Genomic DNA, 18,844 nt, shown 5'->3' with positions numbered 1-18,844 from the left:
GGTGACAGGCCGGCCGAGGACGACGCGGCGCAGGTGGTGGCCTCGGCCACCCGGGCGACGGCGGTGCGGGCCTCGCTGGTCGCCGCGGCGGCGAGCGTGCTGCTGGTGGTGGCGATCGTGCTGGGCAGCCGCCTGCTGCGGGACTTCGACTCGGCGCTGGTGCCGTACGCGGTGGCCACGGTGTTCCTCACCTTCGGCGTGGTGTACCGCTACGTGGTGTGGGTCTCCGCACCCGCCGCCCGCCGGATGTTCGTGCAGGGCTGGAAGGCGGCGCTGTCCTGGGAGAACCTCAAGCGCTCACCCGCCGCCCTGCCCAGGATGGCCGCCACCTACCTGGGCTTCCAGAAGTTCCTCGGCGCCCGCTCGCACGCCCGCTGGGCGGCGCACCAACTGATCTTCTGGGGCTGCCTGCTGGCCGCCGCGATCACCTTCCCGCTGACCTGGGGGTGGTTCACCTTCACCTCCGCCGACGCGGCCGGACCCGGCTACGAGATGCGCCTGTGGGGCCTGCGGCTGTTCGGCTTCGACTCCGGCAGCTTCCTCGGCTGGGCGCTCTACCACGGCCTGGACCTGGCCGCGGTGATGGTGATCGGCGGCGCCGGGTACTTCCTGTGGCGGCGGATGCGCGACCGCGCCGCCACCACCGGCCAGCGCTTCGGCTACGACTTCCTGCCGCTGCTGGCGCTGCTCACCATCTCGGTCACCGGCCTGCTGCTGACCTTCTCGGAGATGTTCCTGCACGGCGGCGGCTACGAGTTCCTGGCGATCCTGCACATGGCCTCGGTCGTCCTCACCCTGGTCTACCTGCCGTTCGGGAAGTTCTTCCACATCGTGCAGCGCCCGGCCGCGGTCGGCATGCAACTGTTCAAGTACACGGCGCGGCGCAGGGGTTCGGACGCCGAGGAGCTGCAGGCGTGCAGGCGCTGCGGCCAGCCGATCGACACCGTCGCGGCGGTGGACAACCTGCGCGCCACCATGCGCGACCTGCACCTGGGCTTCGACGGGTGGGCCGAGTACTGCCCCCGTTGCAAGCGGGTGCTGCGCGGCAACGCCTACCTGTCGAACGTCAAGCGGGGGTTCAAGTGAGCCACGAGCACGTCCCGTTGGACCCGAGCGTCGCCCCGCTCGGGACCCGCAACTTCCGCGACGCGGGCGGCCTGCCCGCCGCGGCCTGGCGGGCCGACCAGACCGAGCAGACCCTCGTCCCCACGCACTGCTGCTTCTGCGGCGTGCAGTGCGGCATGTACCTGCGGGTGGACGGCCACGGCAAGGTGTTCGGGGTCGAGCCGCGCAACCACGACATCAACCGGATGCGGCTGTGCCCCAAGGGGGTCAACGCGTACCAGCAGGTCAACCACCCGGACCGGCTGACCGCGCCGCTGCTGCGCCGCAGCCGCGACGAGCCGTTCCGGGAGGTGGGCTGGGAGGAGGCGCTGGACTTCACCGTCGCCGAGATCAACCGGATCCAGGCCGAGAGCGGCCGGGACGCGTTCGGGGTGCTCGGCGGGGCCAGCCTGTTCTCCGAGAAGACCTACCTGGTCGGCAAGTTCGCCCGGGTCGCGCTGAAGACCCGGCACGTGGACTACAACGGCCGCCTGTGCATGGTCAGCGCGGCGGGCGCCAACAAGCTGGCCTTCGGCATCGACCGGGCGGGCAACCCGTTCTCCGACATGCTGCAGACCGACTGCCTGCTGATCGCCGGTGCGAACGTCGGCGAGTGCTTCCCGGTGCTGACCCAGTACGTGTGGGGCGCCCGCGACCGGGGCGCCACCCTGATCGTGGTGGACCCGCGGGAGACCGCGGTCGCCCGCACCGCCGACGTCCACGTCGCGCTCAGGTCCGGTACGGACTCGGCGTTCTTCAACGCGGTGCTGCACGTGATCGTCGAGGAGGGGCTGACCGACGAGGCGTTCCTGGCCGAGCACGCCACCGGCTGGGAGGAGGTCAAGGCCACCGTCAAGGCGTACCCGCCCAGCCGGGCCGCCGAGATCTGCGGCGTCCCCGAGGAGCAGATCGTCCAGGTGGCCCGGATGTTCGGGCGCGCGGAGCGGGCGATGGCCTGCCACGCGCGCGGCATCGAGCACCACACCCAGGGCGTGGAGAACTGCCTGACCGTCATCAACCTGTGCACCGCCACCGGCAACCTGGGGCGCCCCGGCGCCGGTTACGGCACCCTCACCGGCCAGGGCAACGGCCAGGGCGGCCGCGAGCACGGCCAGAAGTCCGACCTGCTGCCCGGCGGCCGCTCCATCAACGACCCGGTGCACCGCCGCCAGGTCGCCGCGATCTGGGGCATCGAGGAGTCCGAACTCCCGCAGGCCGGAACCTCGATGATGGAGATGGTCTGGCAGATGCAGCGCGGCGAGATCCGCGGGCTGATCGGCGTCTGCAACAACCCCTTCGTCTCGCTGCCCAACTACGCGGTGGTGAAGGACGGTTACGACAAGCTGGAGTTCCACGCCCAGTTCGACTTCTTCCTCTCCGAGACCGCCGCCAACGCGCACGTGGTCCTCCCGGTCACCACCTGGGCCGAGGACGAGGGCGTGATGGCCAACGCCGAGGCCCGGGTGATCAAGCACAACAAGGCCCAGGAGCCGCCCGCGGGCGTGCGCACCGACACCTGGGTGATGTGCGAGATCGCCCGCCGCCTCGGCCAGGGCAGCAAGTTCGCCTTCGAGGGCTCGAAGGACGTCTTCGACGAACTGCGCCGCGCCTCGGCCGGCACCGTCATCGACTACTACGGCATCACCTACGAGCGCCTGGAGGCCACCGGCGGGATCGCCTGGCCCTGCCCCGGCCTCGACCACCCGGGCACGCCGAGGCTGTTCGAGGACGGCAGGACCTACCACCCGGACGGCAAGGTGCACATGCAGGTGGTGGAGTGGCACCCGCCCGCCGACCCGTACAGCGACGAGTTCCCGATGCGGCTGACCACCGGGCGCACCGTCGCGCACTTCCTGTCCGGCAACCAGACCCGGCGCCTGGGCGGCCTGGTCGAGCAGACGCCCCGCCCGTGGGTGGAGGTGCACCCTTCGCACGGGTTCCGCAACGGGGAGCCGGTGCGGGTGGTGACGCGGCGCGGCAGCGAGGTGCTGCCCGCGCTGGTGACCGAGGCGATCCGCCCGGACCACGTGTTCGTGCCCTACCACTGGCCGTACCCGACGGCGGCCAACGCGCTGACCATCGACGCGCTGGACCCGCGCTCGAAGATCCCCGAGTACAAGGTGTGCGCGGTGCGGATCGAACGGGCCGAGGCGATCGACCCGGTGCCCGCACCGCCGGTGCCGCCGGGCCGCGAGGCGTACCCGGCGGCCCAGGTCTCGCGCACCGACCCGCTGCCGCCGACCGCGCCGCAGGGCCGCGGCACCGCCGAGAGGGGCTGACCGAGATGCTGGGACGCACCATCTTCATCGACCCGGGCCGCTGCATCGGCTGCCAGGCCTGCGTGTCGGCCTGCCGCGAGTGCGACTCGCACCGCGGCAAGTCGATGATCCACCTGGACTACCCGGACGAGGGCCGCACCGTCGCCTCGCTGCCGACCGTGTGCATGCACTGCGAGGACCCGGTCGCGCCGTGTGCCGAGGTCTGCCCGGCCGAGGCGATCCTGATCACCGCCGACGGCGTGGTGCAGGAGGCCGACCCGACCCGCTGCATCGGCTGCGCGAACTGCGTCAACGCCTGCCCGTTCGGCGTGCCCAAGATCGACCTGGAGGCCAAGCTCCAGATGAAGTGCAACCTCTGCTACGACCGCACCTCCTACGGGCTGGCCCCGATGTGCGCCACGGTCTGCCCCACCGGCGCCCTGTTCTACGGCACCGTCGAGGAACTGCAGGCCGAACGGCCCGGCGTCGACGTCTCCACGATGTTCGCGTTCGGCGACACCGTGGTCTCCACCGGCGTCGCCATGGTGGTCCCGGGCGAGCGCCGGACCCCCGTCCCCGGCGGGACGCTGAACCTGATCGAGGTCAACGGGCGCCCCACGCCCGGGAACGGAGCCAGGGCGTGACCAGCCCCGTCAACTCCCCCCAGCCGTACGGCCCGGACGGCGGAGCCGACGGCCACCGGGCCGAACAGTCCGCGCTGAAGGAGCGGATCAGCGCCGACTCGCTGACCACCCGGCGCGACTACCTGCGGATCGTCGCCACCGTCTCCGGCGGACTGGTGGTCGGCTCCACCGTGGTCTCGGCCGGCGTGCTGCACCGCCACGGCGACGGCGCCGCACCGCCGTTGAAGGTCGCCGACCGGTTGGAGCGCGGTGAGGCGGTCACCTTCGACTACCCCGGCGAGGACGACCGGGCGATGGCGATCCGGCTGCCCGACGGCACCCTGGTCGGCTACTCCACGGTCTGCACCCACCTCGCCTGCGGGGTGCTGTGGCGGCGCGACCACGGCCCCGACGGCGACCTCTACTGCCCCTGCCACGAAGGGCGGTTCGACTCCCGCACCGGCGAGGTCACCGGCGGCCCGCCGCCCCGCCCGCTGCCCCGGGTGGTGATGCTGGAGCAGACCGACGGCTCGGTGTGGGCGGTCGGCACCGTCCGCTCCGGCGAGGAGGAACTGACCGGCCTGTGTCGGACCCTGCGCAACCCGGAGCTCGCCGCCGCCGCCCACTGCGCCGGCCGCAAGAGCGGCAGGTGAGATGACCGGCGAGCGACGTGCACCGACGATTCGTCAACTCACCTGTGGAGGTGCGCGATGAGCGTTCCCGAAGGCCACTACCCGGAGGGCTACCACCCCGGCAGCGACGAACCCAGGCTCAACCGGCCCGTCCACGAACGCTACCCGCAGATCCGGGCCACCTCCGGCTACGCCGATCCGCGGGTCTCCGCGACCGGCCCCGGCCCCGGCGCGGGCACCGACCAGCAGCCCGAGCGGTCGGCCGTCCTGTCCGCCCGGGTCGCGCTGGCCGTCACTGTCGTGATCGGCCAGCTGTGGGCCCTGAACACCGCCACCAACGCCTGGATGAGCGGTCACACCGCCACCGCCTGGTGGTGCACCGGATTCAGCGCCGCCTCCTTCCTGGTCGTCCTGCTCGCCTGGCGGATCTCGCCCAACGACCGCTGACCGCAGGGGCGTTGCGGAAACCATGCGGTGCGCCGGGTGCGAAGGGTCACGATTCGCCGCCGTCCGCGCCACCGCGTTCCCGAACCGGCCGGCGCCCCGTACGCTGTCCCCCTGGCCGCGCGAACGGCCGACGGGACAGACCGCGGGGCGGCCGGCCGGACGCGTCGGCGCCCGCCGGGGGTGCGCGCCGCGCGGGCGCGGGAAGGGCACGACGCATGACGGAACAACTCACCACCGAAGCGGTCCAGCCCAGGCCGTTCCCCGACCGGCAGGCCGTGCTCCGCGCGGCCGTCCTCGTCCCGGTCACCGTCGCCCACATGCACGACACCCGCCCGCACCAGCCGCTCACCCTGGCCGCCACCGAACCCGTCGACGCCCGCGCCGGCGGCCTCGACTGGGACGCCGACGCCCGCCGCCTGGTCGCCCGCCCCGAACCCGCCCGGGTGGTCGGCGCCCGGATCGAGATCCTCACCGTCGGGGACCACCCGCTCGGGTACGCGGTCAAACAGCCCGGGGGAGAGGTGAGCTGGCCGGAGTGGGCGCAGCTCGGCGACACCCCCGTGGCCTGGCACGGACAGCCCGAACTGCTCACCGAGGGCGCCGCCCACCCCTGCCGGCTGCACCTCACCGGCGAGCAGCGCGCCCTGCTGGTGCAGGCCGAGGGCGAACACGGACTGGACTTCAACGAGGCGCTGCTGCGCGTCACCCGGCCGATCGCCGACGCCCTCGAAGCGATCCCGCCCGGCCTGGAGCGCACCGCGGCGCTCGGCCGCCTGGTCGCGGCACTGATCGACGCCGGCGCCCGCTACCTCGTCCCCGCCGACCCGCACCACCTGCCCGGCTGGCAGCCGCACCTGCAGCGCGCCCTGCAGGCCCTCGACGCCCAGGCCCGCCGCCACCGCGACGAACGGCCCACGCCCGCGACCGCCGCCCACCGGCCCGTCCGCTACGACGCCCTGGTGCAGGCCGGGTACGACGGGGAGCCGGAGATCGTGCTGACGCCCGTGCTGCGCCGGGGCGGGCAGTGGCTGGCCGCGATGGACCCGGCCGCGCTCGACCTGCCCTGCTACCGGGGCTCCGGCTGGTAGGGCCCGCGCGGCGAGGGGGAGGGCCGGCGGCTGCGGGAGAGGACTCCGCGGGGCGGGCCGTCAGGGCAGCGGCTGCGGGCGCTGGGCCAGGACCGAGCCCAGCAGCAGGCCGACGGAGATCGCCACCACGGTGGTCACCATCGACAGCAGGTCGTGGAAGCCCCGCACCGGGTGGCCGCCGGCCAGGCTGGTCAGGCCGCGCATGCCCAGCGAGCCCACCGTCAGGGTGAAGAACCCGGGCAGCGCCAGCAGCATCCGCGGCGGCCGGTCGGGGCGGCGGGCCACCACCGTGGCCAGCGCGCCCAGCAGCGCGGCGGCCACGAACGTCCCGCCGACCTCGCCCAGCAGCTTGGTCGCGCCCGACTGCACCGCCACCGTCAGGTACACCAGCCCCAGCAGCGGCGGCAGCAGCCGCCACGGCACCGCGAACGCCAGCACCGTGCCGACCGTGAACACCACCCAGGACAGGAACGTCGCCCAGCGCGGCAGGTCGGCGTGCGCCGCCAGGTCGAACAGTGCCGAGGTGTCGCCGCCGGTCACGTACACGCCCAGCATCACGCCCAGGTACAGCTGCAGCAGCAGGAACACCGCGTACACCAGGCGCACCGCGCCCGTGGTCAGGAACCCGGCCGCCAGCTCGGCCGCGGCCGCGGAGAGCAGGTCGCCGGGGACGAAGTAGAACAGCGCCGGGAGCATCAGCAGCACCGCCCCGCCGTGCACCGGGCTGCGCGCGAACACCTCCAGCACCAGCACCGACACCGCCGTCGACGCCACCAGCGGCAGCACCCGCGCCAGCCGCGGCCGGCGCCCCGCCGCCACCGCCAGCACCGCCGTGACCAGACCGAGCAGCGCGGTGCTGCCGACCTCGTACCAGGTCGGCTGCATCAGCGGGGCGAAGCCGACCGAGAACAGCACGATGCCCAGGCCCTTGAGCCACCACGGGTACGGGGCGGGCGAGTCGTCGACCGCCGCCAGCTGCCGCTCGGCCTCGGCGAGGGTCGTGCCGCCCAGCGAGACCCGGTGGGCCCAGGGCTTGAGCGCGGCCACCTTGTCCAGCCGGGCGACGTCCGGGAAGGCCCGGACCGCGACCGTCGAGGCGCGGCCGTCCAGGACGACGGTCAGCGTCGCGCCGTCCGGGACCAGCACCATCGAGGTGCGGGCGCCGAGGCCCGCGGCGGCCCGCGCCACCGTCTGCTCGACCTCCGAAGCGCCCTCGCCGCTGGCCGCCAGCAGCATCCGGGTCAGCCGCGCCAGCAGCGCCGTCACCCGCTCCGCCTGCTCCGACCGCCCGCTCTCCTCGGTGCCGCCGTCGTCGTCCGGGCCCGCCGCCCGCCCGCCCTCCGCGCCCATCCGCGCCTCCCGCGCCGCCGTCCGTGCCGCTGCTCGTGCCGCCGTCCGTGCCCTCGGCGAACCTGACACCCGCTCACATCCTCACCCGGCGTGCGGCGGCGCGCACGGGGGCGCACGGCGGGCGGCCGCCGAGGTGCGGTGTCCGGAATGTGGTGATACCACTCGAAGGACCTGTGGAAGGGAGCCAGTCGATGGACGACTACCCGGCGCTCAACCTGTTCTGGACCATGCTGTGGCTGTTCCTGTGGATCCTGTGGTTCTTCCTGATGTTCAAGGTGCTGACGGACATCTTCCGCAGCCACGACATGGGCGGGTGGGGCAAGGCCGGCTGGACGGTCTTCGTGATCGTGCTGCCGTACATCGGCGTCCTGGTCTACCTGATCGCCCGCGGCAAGGAGATGGGCCAACGCGACCGGGCCCTGGCCGCCAAGGCCGAGAGCGACTTCCAGGACTACATCCGGAAGGCCGCCGGAACGGAGGACCGGAACGCCGGACCACGGCACGTCGACGAGCTCGCCCGCCTCGCCGACCTGAAGAGCAGCGGCGCGATCTCGGCCGAGGAGTTCGAGAGGGCGAAGCAGAAACTGCTCGCCTGACCCCGGACGCGGACGAGACCGGACGAATCCCGGACGGACGACTGGACGGATGACCGGACGACGGACCGGCGCAGCCCGGGCCGGAGCGGGGACCCCACCCGCACCGGCCCGGGCCGACGCGCACACCGACCGCGCAGGACCCGCGGGGCGCCCGGGGCGCACGGGGCCCGCAGGTCCCACGGAGCCGCTGCACGGCGGACGGGACGGACGGGAGGAGGACACCGGGGTGCCGCAACCGCAACTGACGCCCGAGGTGTTCGACCGCGCCGTCGTGGCCATCGCCCTGACCGCCGGGCCCGACCACCGGATGGTCTACTACAACGACGCCTTCCGCGACCTGTTCGGCGACCGCCCGCTCGGCGCGCCCGCCCGCGAGGCGTTCACCGAACCCGGCACCGAACGCTTCGTCGCCACCCTCGACGCCGTCCTCGCCGACGGCACCGCCCGGCAGGTCACCGCCCACCGCACCCTCGGCTGCCCCTCCGGCGCCCCCTCCCACCGGCACTTCGTCTACTCCTGCTCACCGGCCGCCACCCGGTACGGCCCCGGCATCCTCGCCGCCGCCATCGACACCACCGCCGAACTGCACTCCGCCCTCGAAGCCGAACGCCAGTCCGCCGAACGCCTGGAAGCCCTGCAGCGCTACGAGGCGCTGATGGCCGCCGCCGCCCAGATGGTCTGGGTCGTCCAGCCCGACGGGACCGCCCACGAACTCATGCCCGGCTGGGAGGAACTCACCGGCCAGCCCTTCGCCGAAGCCGTCGGCCGCGGCTGGCTGGACGTCGTCCACCCCCACGAGCGCGCCGCCGTCGCCGCCCGCTGGGCCGCCGCCGCCCGCGACCTGCCCCCCGTCTTCGAACAGACCTTCCGCGTCCGCAGCGTCACCGGCGGCTACCGGCACGTCCGCTCCCGCGCCGTCCCCGTCCTGCGCGAGGACCGCGCCGCCGAGTGGATCGGCACCACCGGCGACATCGAGGACCAGTGGCGCGCCCGCCTGCGCGAACGCCTGCTCGCCCGGGCAGGGGCCGTCACCGAGGCCGAACGCGCCGAGGAGGCCTTCGCCGCCCTCGCCGCCACCCTCGTCCCCGACCTCACCGACGTCTGCGCCGTCTACCTCCTGCCCGGGCCCGACGCCGCCGACGACGAAGTCGTCGCCACCCGGATCGCCTCCGTCGCCCGCCCCGGACTGCCCCCGCTGCCCCCGCTCGACCGGCAGACCTTCACCCTCGGCGCCCGCGCCCGGCAGGCCGTCACCGACCGCACCCCCACCCTGCTGGTCTTCCCCGACAGCGCCGTCCCCGAGGGCGCCGTCCCCGAGATCTCCGCCCGCTGGCTGCACGACACCCGCGCCACCAGCCTCACCCTGCTGCCCATCGTCGTCGACGGCGCCGTCGTCGCCCTCGCCGCCACCGCCTGCTGCGAAGGCGCCCCACCACCGGGACCCGCCGACGTCGACCTCCAGCACGAAGTCCTGCAACGCGCCCAGGCCCCGCTGCGCCAGGCCCTCGCCCTGCAACGCGCCCGGCACGCCGCCGTCGTCCTGCAACGCGCCCTGCTCACCACCCCGCCCGCCCTCGGCGGCGCCGCCGTCGCCGCCCGCTACCAGCCCGGCAGCCGCAACGCCGAGGTCGGCGGCGACTGGTACGACGCCTTCGCGCTGCCCGACGGCTCGCTCGCCATGACCATCGGCGACGTCGCCGGACACGACCTCGCCGCCGCCACCACCATGGGCCAGCTGCGCGCCATGCTGCGCTCCATCGCGTACACCCGCGGCCAGGCCCACACCCCCGCCGACACGCTGCGCGAACTCGACACCGCCGCCGAGGGGTTGGGCGTCGGCAGCTTCGCCACCGCCGTGCACGCCCGGCTGGTGCGGCACGGTGCCGACGGCGGCTGGGAGATGGAGTGGGCCAACGCCGGACACCCGCCGCCCGTCCTGGTGCCCGTCCACGGGCCGCCCCGGCTGCTGTCCGCCGAGGACGCCGACGTCCCGCTGTGCGTCGACCCGCGCCGCCCCCGGGTCACCCACCGCCACCCGGTCGGGCCCGGCGAGACGCTGCTGTTCTACACCGACGGCCTGGTCGAAGTGCCCGGCGAACACCTCGGCGACGGCATCGCCCGCCTCTGCGACGCCGCCGCGGCGGTCCGCCACCGGCCGCTCGCCGACCTCTGCGAGCACCTCGTCACCCAGATCGCCGACGTCCGCGACGACATCGCCGTGATCGCGTTCCGACCCGACCCGCCGGACGGCGGGAGCGGAGCGAAGGGAGGGGGACGGCCGTGAGCGGACCCCGGGACGAGGAGGCGCGCGGGAGCGAGGGCGCCGGTGAAGGCGCGGGCCAGGACGAGGGCGGGAAGCGGAGGAGCGGCGTGGACGGCTACCGGGACGACCGGCACGACGGCAACGGCGGGAACGGCAGCGGCGGCAGCGGCGGCGCCGGTGGCGCGGACGGGGAAGCGGAGGACGCGGTGGAGGAGACGGCACCGGAGGGCGGCGGGCCCGCGGACAGCGGCGAGGACGACCTGCTCGACTCCGCCCTGCTCGACGCGCTGTTCGCCCAGGCCCCGCTCGGCCTCTACCTGCTCGACCAGGACCTGCGGGTGATCCGCTACAACACCGCCGCCCGCGGCGTGCGCGGCATGCCCAGCACCGACATCGTCGGCCACCGCCCCGCCGAGTTCGCCCCCGGCTTCGACCGCGCCGAACTGGAGGCGGTCGCCCGGCAGACCCTCCAGGACGGCAGCTACGTCCGCGAGCACCTGGTGCGCGGCCGGATGCCCACCGACCCCGGGCACGAGATGGTCGTCGCGGCCTCCTTCTTCCGGATCGTCTCCGGCACCGGCCGCCCCTACCTGGTCGCCGCCGTCGAGGACGTCACCGAACGGCAGGGCGCCCTCGAGCGGCTCGACATCCTGCACAGCGCCCACCGCCGCCTCGGCGCCTCCCACGACGCCGTCGGCTCCGCCCAGGAACTCGCCGACGTCGCCGTCCCCCGCTTCGCCGACTCCGCCACCGTCGACCTGCTCGACGAACCGCTGCGCGGACTGCCGCTGCGCACCGGCCCGATCGACCCCGGCGCACCGCTGCGCCGCGTCGCCTACCGCTCCGTGCACGGCACCGGCCCCACCGGCCCCTCGCCCGGGCCGGTCCCGCAGGGCGCGCTGTCCACGTACGGGGCGCCGACGCCGTACAGCCAGGCGCTGGTGGACGGGCGGGCCCGGCTGATCCGCGGGCTGACCGAGGAGGAGTGGCTGGGCGCCGACCCGGAGCGCGCACGCCGACTGACCGGGCTCGGCGTGCACTCGATGATCGTCGCGCCGCTGGTGGTGCACGACGCGGTGCTGGGCGTGCTGGCGCTGTACCGGCACCGGCGCCCCGAACCCTTCGACCAGGACGACCTGGAGCTGGCCGTCGAACTGGCCGCGCGCGGCGCGATGTCCATCGACAAGGCGCGCAGCTACGCGCGGGAGCGCTCGATCGCCACCACGCTGCAGCGCCAACTGCTGCCCCGGGAACCGGCGGAGCTCAGCGCCGTGCAGAGCTCGCACGTCTACCTGCCGGGCACGGTCGGGCCGGGCGGCGACTGGTACGACGTGGTGCCGCTGTCCGCCGCCCGGGTCGGCCTGGCGATCGGCTCGGTCACCGGCACCGGCATCGAGGCCGCCGCCGTGATGGGCCAGGTCCGCACCGCCCTGCGGACCCTGGCCGTCCAGGACCTGCAGCCCGACGAGCTGCTGGTGCGGCTGGACGACGCGGCCCGGGTGCTGACCGACGAGCAGCAGGACAGCCTGCCCGCGGGCGCGGAGAGCCTGCCGGACGGGCTCGCCTCCTGCCTCTACCTGGTCTACGACCCGATCGGCCGGACCTGCACGGCGGCCTCGGCCGGGCACCCCGGGCCCGTCGTGGTCGGCCCCGACGGCGTGCCGATGCCGTTCCCGGTGGAACCCGGACTGCCGCTGGGCTGCGGCGACGGCTGCTACGAGACCCGGGTCGTGGAGCTGCCCGTCGGCAGCGTCCTGGCGCTCTACACCAACGGCCTGATGTCCGGCCCGCCGCGCCGCCCCACCGGGGGGCGGGCCGACGGCGGTGCCGGGGGTGGCGGTTCCGAGCGCGGCGGCCCGGAGCGCGGCGGCCCGGAGCGCGGTGGCCTGGACGAGGTGCTGCCGGTCGGACCCGGGGAGGGGCGGCGGGCGGTACTGCAGCGGGTGCTGGCCCGGGCCGGGGAGGAGGAGCTGCCGCAGCTGTGCGACCAGGCGGTGTACGCGCTGCTGCCCGAACGGCAGCGCGAGGACGCGGTGCTGCTGCTGGTGCGCACCCTCGGGCTGCCGGACGACAAGGTCGCCGTGTGGACCCTCCCGGAGGACCCGGCGGTGGTGCGCACCGCCCGGCGGCTGGCCGAACACCAGCTCGCCGCCTGGGGGTTGCAGGAGCTGGAGTTCTCGACCGACCTGATCGTCAGCGAGTTGGTGACGAACGCGATCCGGTACGGGAAGTCGCCGATCCGGCTGCGGCTGATCAACGACCGGGGCCTGATCTGCGAGGTGTCGGACAGCTCGGACAGCACCCCGCACCTGCGGCGGGCCAAGTCCACCGACGAGGGCGGCCGCGGGCTGTTCATCATCGGGCAGTTGGCGCAGCGCTGGGGCACCCGCTTCGCCCAGCACGGCAAGACGATCTGGGCGCAGCAGGAGGTGCCGGGAGCGGGGGAGGAGGGCCCGACGGAGGTGGAGCCCGGCGGTGGGGGCGAGTTGCCCGGATAGGGTGCGGGCGGCCGCCGACGGGTTCGGTCCGGCGGCCGCCCGCGGGCGCTCCCGGGGGATCAGGGACGGGTCTTGGGGGCGTTCTCCGCCGTCCGGGCCGGGTCGAACTCGGCGACGGGGGACAGGATCTCGTCCATCCTGGCGAGCAGCGCGGGCTCCAGCTTCACGCCCGCGGCCTTCACGTTCTCGGTGACCTGCTCGGGGCGGGAGGCACCGATGATCGCGGCGGACACGTTCGGGTTCTGCAGCACCCAGGCGACGGCCAGTTGGGCCGGCGACAGCCCGGCCTCCGCGGCGAGCGGCTGCAACAGCTGGACGCGCTCCAGGACTTCGGGCCGCAGCCAGCGCGCCACGAAGTTCGCGCCGCCCTTCTCGTCGGTGGCCCGGGACCCGGCCGGCGGCTCGGCGCCCGGCTTGTACTTGCCGGTCAGCACGCCCTGCGCGATCGGCGACCAGACCACCTGGCCGATGCCCAACTCCTCGCAGGTCGGCACCACTTCGCCCTCGATGACCCGCCACAGCGCGCTGTACTGCGGCTGGCTGGAGACGAACGGGACGCGCAGTTCGCGGGCCAGCGCGTGCCCGGCCCGGATCTGGTCGGCGGTCCACTCGGAGACGCCGATGTACAGGGCCTTGCCGGAGCGGACCACGTCGGCGAACGCCTCCATGGTCTCCTCCAGCGGAGTGGAGGGGTCGTAGCGGTGCGCCTGGTAGACGTCCACGTAGTCGGTCTGCAGGCGGCGCAGCGAGCCGTCGATCGACTCCATGACGTGCTTGCGCCCCAGCCCGCGGTCGTTGCGGCCGGGCCCGGTCGGCCAGAACACCTTGGTGAGGATCTCCAGCCCCTCGCGGCGCTCGCCCTTGAGCGCCCGCCCGAGGACCGACTCGGCACGCGTCTCGGCGTACACGTCGGCGGTGTCGAAGGTGGTGATCCCCGCGTCGAGGGCGGCGCGGATGCACGCGGCCGCGGTGTCCTCCTCGACCTGCGAACCGTGGGTGAGCCAGTTCCCGTACGCGATCTCGCTGATGATCAGGCCGCTGCGGCCCAGGTGGCGGAATTCCATGGTCGGTACGGTACGCCAGGGGCGGCGGGCGGTGCGGGCACCGACGCGGGGGCGGGGAGGAAGGGGGCGGAGGTCGTCCGGCCCGGGCCCTTGGGCTCTACCGGGCGGGATGGGGGCGGCGCAGGATCGAGGCACGGAAGGCGTGGGAACGCGACGAGGATGCGGCGAGGAGTGATCCGCGATGACCGAGTCGACGACCGGGTCGACGGCGGGGCCGACGACCGGGACCGGGGTGCCGGGCGGGCCGGTGGACGGCCCGTTGGACGGGGCGCCGGGCGGGCCGAGCGCGGCGGAGCTGCGGGCGCTGGTGGCGGCGGCCGGGGCCGCGCCCTCGCTGCACAACGCCCAGCCGTGGCGGTTCCGGCCGACCGGGGACGGGCCCGGGGTGCTGGTGTTCGCCGACCCGGCGCGGGCGGTGCCGCTGGCCGATCCGGACGGGCGCGGCATGCTGCTGTCGGTCGGGGCGGCACTGTTCAACCTGCGCGTCGCGGCCGCGCAACTCGGGCTGCCGGTGGAGGAGTTGGATCTGATGCCCGGGCCGTCCGGGGTGGCCGGGCCGGACGGGCCGGACGGGCCGGTCGCGGTGGTGCGCTTCGGGCCGCGCGGAGTCCCGTACGAACCGGCCGAGTTGGCCGGGGAGATCGGCCGACGGCACTCCAGCCGCGAGCCGTTCGGGAACCGGGACGTGCCCGAGGCGGTGATCGGCGAACTGGTCGAGGCCGCCGCCGACGAGGACGCCGTGCTGGAGGTGCTGGAGGAGGCCGAGGCGCGCCGGGTGCTGGCGCTCACCGCGGAGGCCGAGGCGCGGATCGCCGCGGACGCCGCCCGCCGTGCGGAGACCGCGAGGTGGCTGCGCGCGGAACCGGTCGGTACGGCGGGGGCGGCGGGGCCCGTGCACGCGGTGCGGGACGGCATCCCGGAGCGGGCGCTCGGCCCGCAGGACCACGAAGCCCGGGTCCCCGTACGGGACTTCGCCGGGCACGGACCGGTGCGCACCCGGCGCTTCGAGGCGCTGCCGCAGGTCGCGACCGTCGCCACCCGCGGCGACACGGCCGCCGACTGGCTGCGGGCCGGGCAGGCGATGGAACGGGTGTGGCTGGTGGCCACCGCCCGCGGGCTGCGGGTCTCGGTGCTCCACCAGGCCGTCGAACTCCCGGACACCCGCTGGCGGTTGCGCGACCCGGAGAGCGGCATCGGCACCGTGCAGGTGGTGCTGCGGGTCGGCTACGGCCCGCCCGGCGCAGCCACCCCGCGCCGGGACGTCGACGACCTGCTCCGCGACCCGGCCGGGGAACGCTGAGCGGGCCGGGAGCGCCGAGCGGGCCGGGAGCGCCGAGCGGGCCCGGCGGTGCCGTCCGGGCCCGCTGTCGGTGCTCCGGGGCATGATCGGGCTGCGGGGGATCCTTCGACCTGGGTGGAGCAGCGGCATGGCGATCACGAACGAGCAGTTGGCGGAGTACGAGTTCCTGCGGTCGATGCGCGGGGACGACTACTACCCGGCGCACCTGGTCGCCAAGGGCGGCGACATCCTGCACGCGCTGTGCGAGCGGATCGAGGCCGAACCCCCGCGCGGGCTCGACGAGTTGTACGAGCTGACACAGGTCGCGACGGAGCAGTTCAACCTGCTGGCGGAGGAGTTCGACGCCGCGGACAGCGAGATCGAGACCGTGGCGCGCGAGGCGATCGCCGAGGACTTCGCTCACATCGCGCAGGCGTACGGCTTCGCGGACGCCGACGTGGAGGAGCTGGTCGCCGACCGCGACTGGTGAGGCCGGGCGGGAGGGCTCAGCGGACGGCGGTGGCCAGGAGCGCGCGGTGCGGGAGCAGCAGGGCGTCCGGGGTGGCCGGGTCGCCGGTGCGGTACTCGGCGGCGAGCCGCTCGTAGTGCCCGCGGGCCGCGGCGCGGACCTCGGGCGACTGGGCGAGCAGGGTCAGCCCGATCGTGGCGACGCCGGACGCCGGGCCGCTCCACCACTCGTCCACCGTGGTCGCGTGGTCGAAGTCGAGGGTGCGGCAGTCGGCGTCGCGCAGTCCGGCGGCGGTGAGCAGCCCGGCCAGGCCGTCGGTGGTGCGCGGGAAGTCGTCGGCCGGGTCGAGCGGGCCCAGGTGCGGCGGGCGGACCGCACCGGCGGCCTGCAGGGCGCGCGGGACCAGCGTCTGGCCCGGGGCGGGGCTGCCCGACCAGATGGTCAGTGCCAGGCGGCCGCCCGGGCGCAGCACCCGGCGCAGTTCGGCCAGGGCCAGCAGCGGACGGCCCACGTGGTTGAGCACGAAGTTGGCCACCACCGCATCGAACTCGCCCTCGGGGAGCGGGAGCACGGGCAGCGTGGCGAGGAGGGTGCGGGCCTGCGGGGCGCCCAGGCGGGCGAGTTCGAGCATGCTCGGCTCGGCGTCCACGGCCGTGACCCGGGCCCCGCGCGCACCCGCCGCGGCGGCGACGGTGCCCGGACCCGTCCCGACGTCCAGCACCCGGCTGCCCGCCGCCACGCCCGCCGCGTCCAGCAGCTCGTCCACCGGGCGGGCGCACAGCCGACCGAACGAGGCCGCGTAGGCGTTGCCGCGCCCGGCCCAGGCGGTGCGCTCGTTGGCGTCGAAAGCGGTGCTCGAAGACGGTGCGGCCTGCGACACGGGTCCCCCTCGTTCCGATGGTCGGTGGACGATCATAGGGCAGGGGCGCGGACGGGCCGGCGCACGGGTGTGAGAGGGTCCGTGGCATGTGGGAGGGACTGGACGCCGTCGAGTGGGCCGCGCTGGAGCACAACTACGGCAGTGCGGAGGACGTGCCGGAGTTGCTGCGGGCCTGCGCGGGGGACGACCCCGAGGCGGCCGAGGACGCAGCCTCGGAACTCTCCAACAGCTTCTTCCACCAAGGCGGTTGGATCTGCTCGGCGGCCCCCGCCGCGCTGCCGTTCCTGCTGCGGACGGCGGCCGACGCGGGCGTCGCGCCGGGCGTCCGGGAGTGGCTGCTTGAGCTGGTCGGCGACCTGGCGGCGGAGGCCCCCGGGGTCGGACCGGGCGTCGACCTCGCCTGGTGGCCCGCCTGGGAGCGTGCGCTGCCGCAACTCCTCGCGCTGCTCGACGATCCGCTGCCCGTGATCCGCCGCCGGGCCTCCCGCGCGCTGCGCCACTGCGACACGCCGGGCGAGCAGCTGCTGCCCGGACTGCTCGCCGCCCTGGCGGCGGAGGACGACCCGGCGCTCCGGCTCGACCTGCTGCTGACCCTGGGCCGCGCCGCCCGGCGCGAGCCCGCCGGGCCGCACGGCCCCGAGGCGATCGGCCTGCTGCGGAGCCTGCTCGCGGACGGCGACAGCCTTCAGGAACGCCACGGCGCCCTGCTCGCCCTCGCCCCCGAGGAGCCCGAACTCCCGCTTTGGCACACCGAGCTGCTGGCCGCAGCGCTGCGCGACCCCGACGCCTCGCGGTGGGCGGAGCAGGGGGCCCTGACCCGCGTCTACCACCGCACGACGGCGCTGTTCGCCGAGCCCGGACCGGCCGCGGCCTTCGTCCGCGTGCTGCTCCGCGACCACCCCGACGCCGCGCACCGGGCCGCCGCCCTGGCGCAGGCCGGCGGGCTGCTCGCCGAGTGGCACTCACCCACGGCGGACCTGCTGCCCGTGCTCGCCGCCCGCCTCGACGACCCCGCGCCCGAGGTGCGCCGCCTCGCGCTCGACCTGCTCGCCTGCCTCGGACCGGCCGCCGTCGCCCCGCAGGCCGACCGGATCGCGGCCCTGCTGGAGGACGGTCCGGTTGCCGACACCGCGCTCTGGGCCCTCGCCCGCGCCGGCGACCCGCGCTGCGTGCCCGCCCTGCGGGGCGCCCCGGCGGGTTTCGGCAGCTCCGGGCAGTACTTCGGACTGGGCGCCCGCGGGCACTGGCCCGTCCTGCCCGCGCTGCACGAGGTGCTGGCCCTGCTGCCCGGCCACGCGCAGGACCTGATGCCCGTGGTCGAGCAGGAACTCGCCCGGGAGGGGGACCGGACGGCGGCCCACCGGTTCGGCACGGTGCTGACCGAGTGGGGAACCGCCAGTCCGACGGCCGTCGGACGGCTGCTCGAGCTGCTGGCCGAGGAGCTCACCTGGGCCCCCGCAGCCGAGGCGCTCGCCCGTCTCGGCCCCGGAGTGCTCGGCGCCGACGCCGTCGCGCGGGCCCGGGAGATGCTCCACGCACGGATGAACCGCCCCGACGGAGGGCCGGACACCGGCGCCGACGCCGGCGCCGGGACCGCGGCCTGGGCGTGCTGGCGGCTCGGCGGCGACCCGGAGGCCGCCGTCGCCGCCCTCACCGCCCACCTGGACCGGCCCGCCGCGCTGCGGATGCTCGCCGACCTCGGCCCCGACGCGGCACGCTGCGCCGGGCAGTTGCGCGTCCGGACCGCCGACCGGGACGCCTGGGTCGGGGTGGAGGCCGCGGGCGCCCTGTGGGCGGCGACCGGGGAGGCCGAGGCGGTCCTCCCGGCGCTGCTGTCCGCCCTGCGCGGCCTCGACGAGGGGCACCACCTGCCCGTCATGCCCACCGCCGTCCGGCAGTTGGCCCGGATCGGCCCCGCCGCCCGGCCCGCCGCCCCGCTGCTGCGGGCCGCCCTCGCCGGGGACCGCCGACTGCGCAGCAACGCGGCCTGGCGCGGCTTCGTCGAGGACGAGGAGCTGCGGACGGCGGCGGCCGAAGCGCTGGTGGCCGTCCGGGGGTGAGCGGGGGTGAGCGGGGAGACGGCAGCAGGGCGCGACCGTGGCGGTCGCGCCCTGCGTGCGGGTGCGGGTGGGGCGGGTCGGTGCGGCGTCAGCCCGCCTTGACCTGGTCGGTGAGCTGGGGCAGGACGGTGAAGAGGTCGCCGACGACGCCGTAGTCGACGAGTTCGAAGATCGGGGCTTCGGGGTCCTTGTTGACGGCGACGATGGTCTTGCTGGTCTGCATGCCGGCGCGG

Annotated in this window: 15 protein-coding genes and 1 pseudogene; 12 read left to right on the top strand and 4 right to left on the bottom strand. The window is 75.3% G+C overall.

What is annotated here, in order from left to right:
* The first annotated feature begins 33 nt into the window (after nt 1-33).
* The 6 genes from QSK52_RS20600 (at nt 34) to QSK52_RS20575 (ending at nt 6,152) form a co-directional block, all read left to right on the top strand.
* The gene (locus QSK52_RS20600; protein WP_435053310.1) at nt 34-1,086 is read left to right on the top strand and encodes an MFS transporter; all 1,053 of its coding nucleotides are present in this window, start codon (nt 34-36) and stop codon (nt 1,084-1,086) included.
* On the top strand, nt 1,083-3,383 hold the full coding sequence (locus tag QSK52_RS20595; RefSeq protein ID WP_285737573.1) for a molybdopterin oxidoreductase family protein: 2,301 nt from the start codon (nt 1,083-1,085) through the stop codon (nt 3,381-3,383). Before QSK52_RS20600 ends, QSK52_RS20595 begins: the two co-directional genes overlap by 4 nt.
* Before the next feature lie 5 nt (nt 3,384-3,388).
* Nucleotides 3,389-4,006: a 4Fe-4S dicluster domain-containing protein gene (locus QSK52_RS20590; RefSeq protein ID WP_285737572.1), complete on the top strand. Its 618-nt coding sequence runs from the start codon at nt 3,389-3,391 to the stop codon at nt 4,004-4,006.
* Entirely contained in the window at nt 4,003-4,638 is a 636-nt protein-coding gene (locus QSK52_RS20585) for a ubiquinol-cytochrome c reductase iron-sulfur subunit (protein WP_285737571.1), read from the top strand. Before QSK52_RS20590 ends, QSK52_RS20585 begins: the two co-directional genes overlap by 4 nt.
* Before the next feature lie 57 nt (nt 4,639-4,695).
* On the top strand, nt 4,696-5,064 hold the full coding sequence (locus QSK52_RS20580; RefSeq protein ID WP_285737570.1) for a hypothetical protein: 369 nt from the start codon (nt 4,696-4,698) through the stop codon (nt 5,062-5,064).
* Between the two features lie 215 nt (nt 5,065-5,279).
* On the top strand, nt 5,280-6,152 hold the full coding sequence (locus tag QSK52_RS20575; protein WP_285737569.1) for a hypothetical protein: 873 nt from the start codon (nt 5,280-5,282) through the stop codon (nt 6,150-6,152).
* 60 nt (nt 6,153-6,212) lie between these two features.
* On the opposite strand, the gene QSK52_RS20570 is transcribed toward QSK52_RS20575, so the two are convergent.
* Nucleotides 6,213-7,502: a threonine/serine ThrE exporter family protein gene (locus tag QSK52_RS20570; protein ID WP_285737568.1), complete on the bottom strand. Its 1,290-nt coding sequence runs from the start codon at nt 7,500-7,502 to the stop codon at nt 6,213-6,215.
* A 191-nt stretch (nt 7,503-7,693) separates the two neighbouring features.
* Between QSK52_RS20570 and QSK52_RS20565 the strand changes: the two genes are divergently transcribed.
* From QSK52_RS20565 to QSK52_RS20555, 3 genes are all read left to right on the top strand, one after another.
* The gene (locus QSK52_RS20565; protein WP_285737567.1) at nt 7,694-8,098 is read left to right on the top strand and encodes an SHOCT domain-containing protein; all 405 of its coding nucleotides are present in this window, start codon (nt 7,694-7,696) and stop codon (nt 8,096-8,098) included.
* 226 nt (nt 8,099-8,324) lie between these two features.
* Entirely contained in the window at nt 8,325-10,382 is a 2,058-nt protein-coding gene (locus QSK52_RS20560) for a SpoIIE family protein phosphatase (protein WP_285737566.1), read from the top strand.
* Complete coding sequence (locus QSK52_RS20555) at nt 10,379-12,859, top strand: ATP-binding SpoIIE family protein phosphatase (protein WP_285737565.1); 2,481 nt, start codon at nt 10,379-10,381, stop codon at nt 12,857-12,859. Before QSK52_RS20560 ends, QSK52_RS20555 begins: the two co-directional genes overlap by 4 nt.
* Before the next feature lie 59 nt (nt 12,860-12,918).
* Here the strand turns inward: QSK52_RS20555 and QSK52_RS20550 are convergent, their stop codons facing one another.
* A complete protein-coding gene (locus tag QSK52_RS20550) occupies nt 12,919-13,923 on the bottom strand; it encodes an aldo/keto reductase family protein (protein WP_285737564.1) in 1,005 nt (334 codons plus the stop codon).
* A 181-nt stretch (nt 13,924-14,104) separates the two neighbouring features.
* Here QSK52_RS20550 and QSK52_RS20545 point away from each other — a divergent pair, with 181 nt between their 5' ends.
* The gene (locus QSK52_RS20545; protein ID WP_285737563.1) at nt 14,105-15,223 is read left to right on the top strand and encodes an Acg family FMN-binding oxidoreductase; all 1,119 of its coding nucleotides are present in this window, start codon (nt 14,105-14,107) and stop codon (nt 15,221-15,223) included.
* Nucleotides 15,224-15,350: 127 nt separating this feature from the next.
* Nucleotides 15,351-15,692 (top strand): DUF5713 family protein, encoded by a 342-nt coding sequence (locus QSK52_RS20540; RefSeq protein WP_285737562.1) that lies wholly within the window; start codon nt 15,351-15,353, stop codon nt 15,690-15,692.
* Nucleotides 15,693-15,708: 16 nt separating this feature from the next.
* Here the strand turns inward: QSK52_RS20540 and QSK52_RS20535 are convergent, their stop codons facing one another.
* On the bottom strand, nt 15,709-16,551 hold the full coding sequence (locus QSK52_RS20535; protein ID WP_285737561.1) for a class I SAM-dependent methyltransferase: 843 nt from the start codon (nt 16,549-16,551) through the stop codon (nt 15,709-15,711).
* An 86-nt stretch (nt 16,552-16,637) separates the two neighbouring features.
* On the opposite strand from QSK52_RS20535, the gene QSK52_RS20530 reads away from it, so the two are divergent.
* Entirely contained in the window at nt 16,638-18,611 is a 1,974-nt protein-coding gene (locus tag QSK52_RS20530) for a HEAT repeat domain-containing protein (RefSeq protein ID WP_285737560.1), read from the top strand.
* A gap of 88 nt (nt 18,612-18,699) precedes the next feature.
* Here the strand turns inward: QSK52_RS20530 and QSK52_RS20525 are convergent.
* Nucleotides 18,700-18,844: pseudogene (locus QSK52_RS20525) on the bottom strand (electron transfer flavoprotein subunit alpha/FixB family protein); the annotation flags it as partial.

Source organism: Kitasatospora phosalacinea, assembly GCF_030268885.1.
Taxonomy (GTDB): Bacteria; Actinomycetota; Actinomycetes; order Streptomycetales; family Streptomycetaceae; genus Kitasatospora; species Kitasatospora phosalacinea_C.
The sequence above is the reverse complement of the archived record's forward strand: the minus strand, read 5'-3'. Positions and strand labels throughout refer to the sequence as shown.